We start from the raw sequence: 12317 nt of genomic DNA, 5'->3' as shown, positions 1-12317 counted from the left end.
AGTCAATGTGCACAGAAAGCCTGATTAAAATATTCAAAAAGCTGTGGTGTATTGCTCCACAAATAAAAAGCCAGAACAAATAGAAGTACAATACTAATAGCAATCATAATATTCAGGCTGTCAAACGATTTAGTCATGAATTACGGCCTCTTCATTAACAAAGAAATGTACAAATACTCCGAGCACACTTAAGACAATTGCGGTTAGCCATACTGCATTGTAATTGCCTGCAATATCATGATTGACGCCACCCAGCCAGCCACCAAAAAAAGAACCAATCTGATGGGTGAAAAACACGATACCACTTAGCATGCTCAAGTATTTTACTCCGAACATGTTTGCAACAATACCATTAGTCAGTGGAACTGTAGATAACCACAAGATTCCCATGACCATACCAAAAATATAGACACTAATCGTAGTTAAAGGAAGAGCCAGAAATGCAATAATGGCAATACCGCGAATACCGTATAGCAGCATTAAAAGCTTAGGTTTAGAATAACGATCACCTAACCAGCCGGCACCGTAGGTTCCAATAATATTAAATAATCCAACTAAGGCTAAAAAGATAGTGCCGGTCGTGGCGTCAAAGCCGTGATCGATCAAATAACCTGGCAGATGTACACCCAGAAAGACTACCTGAAAACCACAGACCAGAAAACCAAGAGCCAGCCACCAGAAGGGTCGATGTTTTCTAACTATGTGTAAGACTTGCTTAAAAGTAAGAGCGGGCTTTAAAACCTCACTGATTACTTTGGGCGGCTGGTAATGGGGAGCCTTAAGCATCCATGCCAGCGGAATAATGAAAGCCACTAGAACAGCACAGACCATAAGTGCAGCAGACCAGCCTATACTTTTAAGCAGCAGCAAAGTGGCAGGCAACATAATGAACTGGCCAAATGAACCCGCCGCACTGGCAATTCCCATGGCCATACTGCGTTTTTCTGGAGGAGCGGCCCGACCAACGGCTGAAAGAAGTACAGAAAACGAAGTAGCTGACAAGGCAAAACCTAAAATCAAGCCTACACTTAAATTAAGAAGTAAGCCTGTTGAGCTGAAAGCCATAAGAACTAGGCCAGCGGTGTATAATGCACCTCCAATGGCCACAACAATTTTACTTCCATATTTATCTGCAAGGGCACCTGTAAAAGGCTGAACTGCTCCCCAGATCAAGTTTTGCATGGCAATCGCCAGACTAAAAACATGATGTCCCCATCCAAACTCATGGCTCATTGGTACAAGATATAAACCAAATGAATGCCGCACCCCTAGTGATAAAGCCAGAATGAAAGCACTGGCAATGAGCATATATATAAGCGGTTTGGAGAATTGTGTGGTTGACATATAACGTCCATGGAATGATCGCACGAGACTATAATATTCGATTCAGACAAGAGAAAGGGTGAAATAAAAAATTGGTATGAATAAATTAAAGTTATAAATATTTTGAAAATAAAATTCTTACAGGAAATAGTAAAGTGCTCAAAATAAAAAGCAGGAAAAATTCCTGCTTTTATTAATATAAATTAATTTAGAAACGGTAGCCTACACCTGCATATGCCAAGATCGGATTTACTTCAATATCGGCTTTAGATTTAATCAGCTCACCCAGTTGAGCATCTCTCACCGTGATGGTTGTATCGTTTTTTAAGTGAGCATATGAAACTGAACCTACTGCAAACCACTTATCATTAAAGTCATAAGTAAAGCCTAATGTTGCGACAGGGGCAAAAGCATCACTGGCTTCTACCTCTACTTCTGGGTTGGCTGTACTTGGTGTCCCTTCAAGGGCAGCGCCTGCCTTTCCTTGCTTAATATTTGCAATCATATGTCCGGCAGCAATTAAGTCCTGTTCAGTACGTGGATTAATTTCTAGTTCATTAAAGTAAGCATACATAAGACCTACACCTACATAAGGACGGAACTTATTTACACCTGTTTTGCCAAAATGATACTGAAGTTCAAAAGCTGGAGTCCAAGCACGTGCCGAAGCAGCTGGGCCATAAGCTTCTAAATCTGTAATAAAGATATCATTTTGTAGTGCAATATCTAAAAATTCTAATGGTAAACCCCCTAACTGGGGAGTGGCGATGGCTGAAAACGGCGCATAAATTTTACCTTTACCTTGTAAGTCAACTTTAGGAGGAATACCTGCTTTAATTTCTAGAGAAACATTATCTGTGAAAAAGTAATTAGATATGATTCCTAAGGTAGTTACATCATCAGCTTCAAGTCCAGTTCCAGGATTACTCCACTCTTCCAGACCATTAATAACGGAGCTACCACTTATCGCGGAGTCTAATTCACCACCAGAAAAGAAACCTAAAAAATTTAAAGTATCAGCTAAAGCTTGTTGCCTAACATTAGGATCTAGATTATTTAAAACCGTATCAACTTGAATAGTACCGTTTCTTGCTTTCGTATTATTTGCAATAGCTGTATTGACTTTAAAGGGTTGTGCTTTACCTTGAGGCATAACATGTAAAGCACCGACGGAAACAGAGAAGCGTTTAAAGCCATCTGCTTTCATACCAAACCAGTTGTTTTCAGCAAAAGACAATTGTGGTAAACCAAACAGAACACTCGTTGTGAGTGCTAGGGCAGTATATTTCATATCTAGACAAGCTCCATGTCTTTAAGACATTAATTTTTTTTGTTGGTAGGTGCAGTATCAGGAAATTAGAGTAATTACTCTGTATTTTAAATGCTTGGTTAATGCATGCTTTTGTAGGGAATTGTAGATTTTAAGTTAAAATTTAATAGAAAAATGAAATAATTAAAAATTATGTAATATTTGTTAACACTAAATTCAATTTTTATTCATATTTAAAAACTATGGAATATTAAGTTAAAATAAAAGGCTACCTAGAGGTAGCCTTTTTAATAAAGTTTAATTAACGTTGAAAGCGAGAAAGATCTTCTTCCGGGCGTGCTGTTAAAACTTCAATGCCTGTTTCAGTTACTAAAATTGTATGTTCATATTGAGCAGAAAGTTTATGATCCTTAGTAACTACTGTCCATTTATCTCCTAGTAGTTTAGTCTGCCATACTCCGGCATTTACCATGGGTTCAATGGTAAAAGTCATACCGGCTTCCAAACGCATGCCAGTACTCTTCTGGCCATAATGCAGGATTTGTGGCTCATCATGAAATACTGTGCCGATACCATGACCGCAATATTCCCGTACTACACTAAAGCGTTCGGACTCTACATATTTTTGAATTGCATAGCCAATATCACCCACATATGACCCTGCCTTAACTGTTTCCATCCCACGATACATTGCTTCCTGAGCAACTTTACACAGGCGATTTGCAAGAATAGAGGTTTCGCCACCTACGATATACATCATGTTGGTATCGCCATGATAACCATCTTTAATAACAGTTACATCGATATTGAGGATATCACCCTTCTTGAGAATTTTAGCTTCTGAGGGAATCCCATGACATACTACGTGGTTTACTGAAGTACAGATTGTATGTTGAAATGCTGCGCGCCCTGGCGCAGCCCCATAACCTAAACAGGCAGGGATGGCCTGTTGCACATTCACTATATAATCATGACAAATCGTGTCTAGTTCTAGTGTGCTGACTCCAGGTTTAATATAGGGCTTAATCATATCGAGTACTTCTGCCGCCAAACGCCCCGCAATACGCATTTTTTCAATCTCTTCAGGGGTTTTGATTAAACGGGCAGGAGCTGAATAAGTACTGTTCATGATCACTAAAAACTTTTGGTAATTTGTAAGTGTCTATGGTATAAATAGCCGCCCGTTTTATCAAATGGTTTTTTGTGATCTCTAGATACATGAAAACCGTTTAAAAACGGAAAAATCCGCACATATGTCGTCACATTGCTCTGGGTGCCCTGCGGGGTGGAGAATGCGGACATATGGAGGCCTAACCCAAACTTTAAGGTAAAGAAAATGGCAGATTACAACGTAAGCATGCGCGACCTTCTTACAGCTGGCGCGCACTTTGGTCACCAAACTCGTTTCTGGAACCCAAAAATGCGTCAATATATCTTTGGCGCGCGTAACAAAATTCACATCATCAACCTTGAGCATACTGTTCCTGCGCTAAATGATGCTTTGAACTTTGCTAACCAGTTAGCAAGCAAAAAGAATAAAGTTTTGTTCGTTGGTACTAAACGTGCTGCTTCTAACATCATCCGTGAACAAGCTCAACGCGCTGGTCAACCATATGTAGATCATCGCTGGTTAGGTGGTATGTTGACGAACTGGAAAACTCTTCGTCAATCAATCAACCGTTTGAAAGATCTTCAAACTCAGTCTCAGGACGGTACTTTTGCTAAGCTGACTAAACGTGAAGCTCTTGAGCGTGCACGTGAGATGGAAAAACTTGAGCGTTCTTTGGGCGGCGTGAAAAACATGGGTGGCTTACCTGACGCATTATTCGTAATCGATGTTGATCACGAAGCAATTGCTATTAAAGAAGCTAAGAACCTGGGTATTCCTGTAATCGGTATCGTAGATACAAACTCTAATCCAGACAACGTAGACTACGTTATTCCGGGTAATGATGACGCGATCCGCGCAGTAACTCTTTATGCTTCTGCTATGGCTGACGCGATTATTGCTGGTAAAGAATACGCTCAATCACAAGCAAATGCACAAGCTAAAGCAGAAGAAGCTCCAGCTTCTGAGGCTTAATGCGTTTGACGCTAGCTTGTCATTTTTGCGACATGTGATGGTGGCAAAGTAAGCGTTAAGTATGCAGGCGGCCCATGAGAATCCTCTGGGCCGTTTCTGTTCTAAAAGAATTTGTTTTCTACCACCGAATTTAGGAGATTAACATGACTGCTGTTACTGCAAGCATGGTTAAAGAATTGCGCGACCGTACTGGCCTTGCAATGATGGAATGTAAAAAAGCTTTAACAGAAGCTGATGGTGATATCGAACTTGCGATTGATAACCTTCGTAAATCTGGTCAAGCAAAAGCAGCTAAAAAAGCGGGTAATATTGCAGCTGATGGCGCGATTACGATTGTTCAGGAAGGCAATAAGGCAATTCTTGTAGAAGTAAACTGTCAGACTGACTTTGTTGCTAAAGACGAAAACTTTGCTGGCTTCTCTGCAAAAGTTGCTGCTGCTGCGCTAGCTGCAAATGAAACTGATGCTGCTAAAATTGCTGAACTCAAGCTTGAAGATGGTGCTACTGTTGAAGAAGCACGTATTGCACTTGTTCAGAAAATTGGTGAAAACATTCAGGTTCGTCGTGCTGCGATTGTTGAAGGTGAAAACCTTGCAGTTTATAAACACGGTCTGAAAATTGGTGTTGTTGTAGCTTACACTGGTGATGCTGATACAGGTAAAGGTATTGCAATGCACGTTGCTGCATTCAATCCAGTTGCTGTAACTGCTGAACAGGTTCCTGCTGAGCTTGTAGCGAAAGAAAAAGAAATCGCTGAAGCAAAAGCAATTGAATCTGGTAAACCAGCCAATATCGTTGAAAAAATGGTATCTGGTTCAGTAGATAAATATCTGAATGAAGTTGTACTTGAGCGTCAAATGTACGTAATTGACAACGACAAGAAAGTTGCTGAAGTACTTAAGGCGACTGGTACAACTGTAGCTCAATTCGTACGTTTCGAAGTGGGTGAAGGTATCGAGAAAAAAGCAGAAATGAGCTTCGCTGAAGAAGTTGCTGCTGCTCAGGCTGCTGCTCAATAATATTGAATTAGCAGATTGTAAAAAAGCCCTCAGTTTGAGGGCTTTTTTGTATTTATAAAACTCAATATTATTGAGTGGCTTTATGTTTAGTTTGCTAAAGTAGAGGAATAACCAATTGGAATGCGGTTTCCGAATAATTTAAACGATGGTACGGCTTATTAAGCTCTAGTAAACTCTCTATGCCGTGTTTTCCACTTAGGTAGGAGTTTACCTAAATAAGCATCCACGCACCATACGGGGCCAATCAGGAGAAACTGGAGGTCTTTTAAAAAAGAAGGCTTTTTACCCTCAACTTTATGTCCATAAAACTGGCCAATCCATGCCAGAACAAACACTCCAATATAAAAGCCTATTCCTGCTGGCAAGATATAAATAAGCCAACCCATAATCAGAATTAATGCTGCCATTGCTACAGCTAGCACTAGGTCAAGACGGGCATAGAAAATCAAAGTTAACACTACGAGCAGAGTCGCAAGCAGAGTGCTGAAATGTGCGATGATCCCGATAATTGAAAATAGGATAGTTGGAACACAAATCCAGTGAATTGCTTTATTGGTTTTATTTTGGTGGCTTTCAGAATATTCTTCAAACCATTCTTCCACTGTCTTCATTATCCACTCCTTGTGATGATTTTTATTAGTCTTAAAATATAAACAGAATATAAATCAAAAAGACAGAATGCGTCAAAGTTTTCTGACAGGGGAGTATTTAAAGATAAATAAAGCTATTTTTGATACAGACCCATAAAAATTGCTAACCAGGTATTTTAAAAATTGGAAGGAGTTTTAAGCAGAGAAATGGAAGTTGGTAAAGTTTAGAAGAAACTATAAAAACAAAAGCCACTAATTGTGGCTTTTAATCTTCTTATGCAGTAAGACAGATTTAAGAGTTAGGACCATCTACACGTTCAATACTTACTTTCGCCGTACCGGCATTAGTTACACCAATACTTTTGGCAGCGCCATACGACAAGTCAAGTACACGGTTACCATGGAAAGGTCCACGATCATTAACTTTAACAATTACACTTTTACCATTAGAGCGGTTGGTCACGCGAATATAACAGTTTAGTGGCAGGCTGCGATGAGCTGCTGTCATGGCATTCATATCAAATGTTTCACCGCTTGCAGTCTTGCGGCCATGGAATTGACGTCCATACCAAGATGCTACGCCGGTCTGGCTGAACTTACGAACAGTGTTAGACGCTACGGTATTCAATTTTTCAATCACTGAAGGTTCTTCTTCAGGGATTTCAATTTTCGCTGCAATAGTCTGGCGGCGAATTTTATCACCGGTACGCTCAGTGATTGAAAGACTGTTAAGGTTTGAGAAGTGAGAGTTAAAGCCTTGTGCATCACGGTTTAAAACACGGGCTGCAAGATTTAAATTGTCATTATCATTGCTCAATGACGAAGCCTGTACCATTTCTGCTTGAGACTGCGTTACGGTCAGACCGATAGTTAACGCAAGTATATATTTTAGCGAAGTGGGCATTCATAAACTCCTAAAGATCAGTGCTGCTTTGCTGATAAAACTCCAGTAAACCAGCACATGTATCCAAATGTTCGTTTGTGTTACTGCATTTGACGATGGGGGATAATATTCATGTGTCACCAAAAGTGTCTAGTCTTTAACGAGAAATATTTACAAAAAGGACAAAATCTCACAAATATAGATTAAAAAATAATCAATATTGTAACATTTAATTTAAAAAGTAGAATTAATAGCCTTTTATCTATAAATAATTGTTGACTTTTAAAATACTAGGTAAATATTTGGTTTAACGATCGGCTACTTCTGTCCCTAATTGCCATACAGCAGTGGCATACATACGGCTCTTATTGTAGGTAGTAATAACCTGAAAATTTGGGTAGGTAATATAGTAAACCGGACCATATGAATCTTGAAGTTGAATGATATTGACCATATCTAGATCATCAATTTTTACCAAAGGATTAAGTGGGCTAATTCCTTTATTTTTCAAAACTCCATAAGGTACAGGCTGGGTAAGATCAGTCGCAATAATACTGTCTGGATTTGAACCGGTGTATCGTGCAGCAAAACCGATAGGCTGGTCGCGTTGCCATCCATGATGAGCTAAATAGTTAGCAATAGAACCGATAGCGTCTACTGCTGAGTTTCTGAGATCAATATGACCGTTGCCATCGTAATCTATGCCCAGTTTAGTAATATTACTCGGCATGAATTGCGGATAGCCAATTGCGCCTGCATATGAGCCAATAATGCTGCTGGTTGGATAGCCTTCTTTATAGGTCCAGGCAATTAAAGCGCCTAATTCATCGCTAAAATATTCAGCGCGGCGTGGATAACCGAAGGCCAATGTAGCTAGTGCATCACGCGTGACGAAGGAACCTTTATTAGCACCATAGCCAGTCTCTACTCCTAAAATACCTAAAATCACCGCCTTAGAGACTCCAAACTGCTGTTCAGCCCGGTTTAAAGCATCTGTATACTGGTTTTTAAAAGTAACTCCGCGGTTAATCGTACCTGCTGACATGAAATTAGTTTTATATTCATACCAAGGTTTACTTTCCCCAGGACGATTCATGATGTTAACAATGTTTGGTAAATTTTTACTGCCCTGCATGGCCCAATCTACCTGCTGTGCAGTCAGACCATAATTTTGCATAGTTTTAGTTTTAAATGCTTCATAATTAGGGTGAGTAATAAAATCATTTGCCTGAGAGAAAGCGACAATACCGGCAGCACTCAAACCTATACTAAATTGCTTGAATTTTTTATAAATATTTAAACTAATCATTGGCTCTTAAATCTCAACTATCGATGCGTATGAATAGACATGACCAAACCAAAAGTGGCCATTAAAGTAATGATGGCGGTACCACCATAACTCATAAAAGGTAGAGGTACGCCAACTACAGGTAAAATACCACTGACCATGCCGGCATTAACAAACACATAAACAAAAAATGACAAACCCAGTGTTCCGGCTACAAGACGTCCATAATTATGAAAACAGTTGAGGCCGATCTGTAATACCCTGAAAATAATCGCAAAATAAAGAGTAATAAGGATGAGAACTCCAATTAAACCAAACTCTTCAGAATAAGCTGCAATAATAAAATCAGTATGGCCTTCAGGTAAAAAATGTAAATGGGACTGGGTACCTTGTAAAAAGCCCTTACCAAAAAATCCACCTGAACCAATTGCTGTTTTAGATTGGATAATATTCCAGCCTGTTCCTAAAGCGTCTGCTTCCGGATTCAGCAAGGTGAGTACACGTTGCCGCTGATAGTCATGCAGAAGAAACTGCCATGCTAGGGGAATAATCATGCACATGAGGCCTATAGCAGCTCCAATGAGCTTCCAGGAGAGGCCACTTAAAAACAGGACAAAGAGACCGCTGGCAAGAATCAGTAATGATGTCCCTAAATCTGGCTGCTCTGCAATGAGTAAAAATGGAACAATAATAAGAACCAGAGAAATAATGACGTTTTTAAAGCTTGGAGGAAGAGGATGACGTGATAAAAACCAGGCAATCATCATTGGCATACCAATCTTCATAAACTCACTGGGCTGTACACTGCCAAAACCGGGAATATCAATCCAGCGCTGTGCACCCATGCGCACTTCGCCAAATATCATGACTGATAACAGCGCTAATACACCAAAAATATAAAAATATGGCGAAAACGCCTGATAAACCTTGGGCGGAATCTGGGCAAGTGTAAACATGACGATAAAGCCAATACCGAAACTCATGGCCTGCTTGCTAACTAGACCAACATCTTGCGCAGAAGCACTATATAGTACAGTTAAGCCTAATAAGGCATTGAGAAACAGAAAAAGGCATAACCACGGATCAATATGCAGCCGCTGCCAGCGAGACGGTTGCATGGCTGTACTCAGCCCATCACGAGGAGCTTGACGCAGGAACTTATATTGAGAGCTTGGAGACATGTAGGTTTGAAAACAGGCTAAATTAATGCATGCCGCATGCTAACACAAAGCTTGCACAAGACAATCGCTATGCAAACTTTGCAATAAAAAAACCTGGCATTAGCCAGGTTTCCGATTTTGATATTTTAATCTCAAGACTATCTAATCAGTCTTAATATAAGCTGATGAATAAGTTAAATATTAATGGAAGAATAAAGTATCGTGATATTCTGCAAGTACCATTAACTCATCTTTAGTCAGATTTGGGATAAGCTTGTCGATAGCGATATGCACTGCTTTAGTGACCGCTGCCGCTCCGATATCGGCAGCTTTACGTTTAATCATGCCCAGATCAAGTGTTTTGTTGAAATCGCTCATAAAGTGACGGATGGTTGCGTCACCGAACTGTTTATAAAGCTCGGCCAGCACTGCACGGTCTACTTTATTGCCCGCCTTAATTTCAGCAAAATTATGCTTAAGGTTAGTGACCAGACTGGCATCCAGTGGTTCACCTACTCTATATTGGTTATCCGGACCTTTAAACATGCTACGTTCAGAGAATTCAATTGACTGCTGAACTACTTCATTTGGTGCTTTATTTAATAGTTGTTTCAATAAGACAGCCACAGTTGACTTAATATAGCCTGCAAGTTTCTCTGCTGTATCACGTTTGTCACTGGCAGGGAAACGGCGTACCAGTTCGGTTAAAATAGCATCAATAATTTCATCATTGATTTGTAAAGCGATTTTATCCCGAAGAGGATAAAGCGGCTCCTTTGAATTCTTTTTTTCAACTGATGTCTGAAGATTGTTCAGTAAAGACTCAGACGGGGTAAAACCAAAAAATGGCATGATTAAAACCTCGGTATTTTTCGTTTTATTGTCGCGCCAATCGGATCGGGTTTGGCATCCAGGTTAAATCTGATACACGACATGGATTAATATCCAGCCCACCACGTCGTGTATAAGTTGCATACACCATCAACTTTTCCGGCTGTAAATGTTGCCATATATCTGCAAACATTTGCTCCACACATTGTTCATGAAAGCCATTATGTTGACGGTAAGAAATAATATAAGCTAACACACTACGATAACAAGGTTTTTTACCTTGATAACGAATAAAAACCGTTCCCCAATCTGGCTGGCCAGTCACTGGACAGTTACTGCGTAACAGATGCGAATATAGCTGGATTTCTCCTTCTTCATGGTCATCTGCATATTGCAGCAAACCTGCATCCGGATGATTCTTCAACTGCTGGGGTGTCAAATCATCAATACATATACCCTGCGGTTGACTGATTTCAAGAGCATCCACCTGAAAAAGCTCTAATTTCACTGCTGCACCTGCAGCCTGAAATAAGTCTTTCTCTACAGTCTCTATGAAAATAGCCCGAGTTTCAAACCGGTGAAAATTCAAACTGTTAAAGTAGAGTTTTAAAGATTTAGATTCAATAAGATGAGGCGAAGAAGCGGGTAAGCTCATACGTCCAATAGCGACTTGTGGTATACCATGGCTGTTTAACCATGAAATTGANNCCTTCTATATGGGCATAGTCAGCGCGAGACTGCGCGCGTGCAATAGGAAAAAGAATATCAGGTTGATACTGGTTTGGATAACTGGTGTCTTTACCCAATAAAGACTGCTCTACACTCATTCACGCATTCCTGAACCACGAGACAATAAATAGTATGCAATGCCATAAAACACTGCGCAGAATAATGTAATTACCACAAGAGAAACTGAAACGTTTACATCACTATGGCCTAAAATTCCGAAACGGAAAGCATTCACCATATATACGATCGGATTGATCAGAGAGAGGTTCTGCCAAAATGGGCTTAATGAACTGATCGCATAGAACACTCCCCCTAAGTAGGTAAGTGGTGTTAATACAAATGTTGGGATAATTGAAATATCATCGAAAGATTTAGCATAAACAGCATTAATAAAACCGCCCAGAGAGAAGAGCAGGGAGGTAACAATCACGGTAAATATGGTCACAAACCAGTTAGTGATATGCAGGTCAGTAAAAAACAGACTCATCGCTGTCACTATAATACCAACCAGTACACCGCGACATACTCCGCCAATCACATAGCCCCATAAAATCAAATGCAGAGGCATTGGACTCATAATGAGTTCTTCAATACTTTTTTGAAACTTGGCACTAAAAAAGCTACTGGATACATTGGCATAACTATTAGTAATTACCGCCATCATAATCAGGCCGGGGACAATAAACTGCATATAGCTTACGCCGCCCATCTCTCCAATACGTGAACCGACCAGATTGCCAAAGATTACAAAATAAAGGCTCATNNCGCATGAAACGTCGGATTTCTTTGCGAACTAAAGTTCCAAGTGCAGTTTGTAATTGACCTAGATTCATGTTGTCGCTCCATCCAGATTTTTTTCGACCATTTTTACGAAAAGCTCTTCGAGACGGTTCGATTTGTTGCGCATACTGCGTACCTGAATATTCTGTGCCTGCATGAGCTGAAACAGATCATTTAAAGAATGGGCTTTATCCATCGTTACTTCTAGAGTCATTGGATCAATCAGATTAAAATTAACGCCAATAATATTCAGATGCAAAGGTTCAATAGGTTCAGCCAGATCAAAAATGAATGATTCCTCATTTAATTGATTAAGAAAATCCTTCATAGTGGTATCTTCTTTAATTACGCCACGATCAAT

General features: G+C 39.9%; 11 protein-coding genes and 3 pseudogenes. 2 read left to right on the top strand and 12 right to left on the bottom strand.

Annotated features, from left to right (window positions below):
- Positions 1 to 2: 2 nt before the first annotated feature.
- The 4 genes from B3R63_RS07305 to map form a co-directional block, all read right to left on the bottom strand.
- Positions 3 to 137 carry a hypothetical protein gene (locus tag B3R63_RS07305; protein WP_005019426.1) on the bottom strand — a complete coding sequence of 45 codons (135 nt, stop codon included), beginning with the start codon at positions 135 to 137 and terminating at the stop codon, positions 3 to 5.
- Positions 130 to 1344, bottom strand: a complete 1215-nt coding sequence (locus B3R63_RS07300) for an MFS transporter (RefSeq protein ID WP_075040441.1) — start codon at positions 1342 to 1344, stop codon at positions 130 to 132. Before B3R63_RS07300 ends, B3R63_RS07305 begins: the two co-directional genes overlap by 8 nt.
- A 187-nt stretch (positions 1345 to 1531) precedes the next feature.
- On the bottom strand, positions 1532 to 2614 hold the full coding sequence (locus B3R63_RS07295) for an OmpW/AlkL family protein (RefSeq protein ID WP_026443939.1): 1083 nt from the start codon (positions 2612 to 2614) through the stop codon (positions 1532 to 1534).
- A 280-nt stretch (positions 2615 to 2894) separates the two neighbouring features.
- A complete protein-coding gene (gene map, locus B3R63_RS07290) occupies positions 2895 to 3722 on the bottom strand; it encodes a type I methionyl aminopeptidase (RefSeq protein WP_005019430.1) in 828 nt (275 codons plus the stop codon).
- Positions 3723 to 3929: 207 nt separating this feature from the next.
- On the opposite strand from map, the gene rpsB reads away from it, so the two are divergent.
- Together rpsB and tsf are read left to right on the top strand one after the other, a co-directional pair.
- Positions 3930 to 4676 (top strand): 30S ribosomal protein S2, encoded by a 747-nt coding sequence (gene rpsB, locus B3R63_RS07285; RefSeq protein WP_005019432.1) that lies wholly within the window; start codon positions 3930 to 3932, stop codon positions 4674 to 4676.
- 143 nt (positions 4677 to 4819) lie between these two features.
- A complete protein-coding gene (gene tsf, locus B3R63_RS07280) occupies positions 4820 to 5695 on the top strand; it encodes a translation elongation factor Ts (protein ID WP_005406818.1) in 876 nt (291 codons plus the stop codon).
- Between the two features lie 158 nt (positions 5696 to 5853).
- On the opposite strand, the gene B3R63_RS07275 is transcribed toward tsf, so the two are convergent.
- The 8 genes and pseudogenes from B3R63_RS07275 to B3R63_RS07240 form a co-directional block, all read right to left on the bottom strand.
- Complete coding sequence (locus B3R63_RS07275) at positions 5854 to 6306, bottom strand: DUF962 domain-containing protein (protein WP_286729456.1); 453 nt, start codon at positions 6304 to 6306, stop codon at positions 5854 to 5856.
- A gap of 271 nt (positions 6307 to 6577) precedes the next feature.
- Positions 6578 to 7189 (bottom strand): septal ring lytic transglycosylase RlpA family protein, encoded by a 612-nt coding sequence (locus tag B3R63_RS07270; protein WP_005019438.1) that lies wholly within the window; start codon positions 7187 to 7189, stop codon positions 6578 to 6580.
- A 286-nt stretch (positions 7190 to 7475) separates the two neighbouring features.
- Positions 7476 to 8477: a lytic murein transglycosylase B gene (mltB, locus tag B3R63_RS07265; RefSeq protein WP_286729453.1), complete on the bottom strand. Its 1002-nt coding sequence runs from the start codon at positions 8475 to 8477 to the stop codon at positions 7476 to 7478.
- Positions 8478 to 8494: 17 nt separating this feature from the next.
- Positions 8495 to 9637, bottom strand: a complete 1143-nt coding sequence (rodA, locus tag B3R63_RS07260) for a rod shape-determining protein RodA (protein WP_005019443.1) — start codon at positions 9635 to 9637, stop codon at positions 8495 to 8497.
- 180 nt (positions 9638 to 9817) lie between these two features.
- A complete protein-coding gene (locus tag B3R63_RS07255; protein ID WP_005019444.1) occupies positions 9818 to 10468 on the bottom strand; it encodes a hypothetical protein in 651 nt (216 codons plus the stop codon).
- Positions 10469 to 10493: 25 nt separating this feature from the next.
- Positions 10494 to 11274 (bottom strand): annotated as a pseudogene (queF, locus tag B3R63_RS07250) (NADPH-dependent 7-cyano-7-deazaguanine reductase QueF).
- A pseudogene (locus B3R63_RS07245) lies at positions 11271 to 12009 on the bottom strand (ABC transporter permease). The pseudogenes queF and B3R63_RS07245 overlap by 4 nt, the downstream one beginning before the upstream one ends.
- Positions 12006 to 12317, bottom strand: a pseudogene (locus B3R63_RS07240) (ABC transporter ATP-binding protein); the annotation flags it as partial. The pseudogenes B3R63_RS07245 and B3R63_RS07240, both read right to left, overlap by 4 nt.

It is taken from the genome of Acinetobacter sp. UBA1297, from assembly GCF_002307755.1.
Taxonomy (GTDB): Bacteria; Pseudomonadota; Gammaproteobacteria; order Pseudomonadales; family Moraxellaceae; genus Acinetobacter; species Acinetobacter radioresistens.
This window is presented reverse-complemented; position numbering and strand designations above follow the sequence as displayed.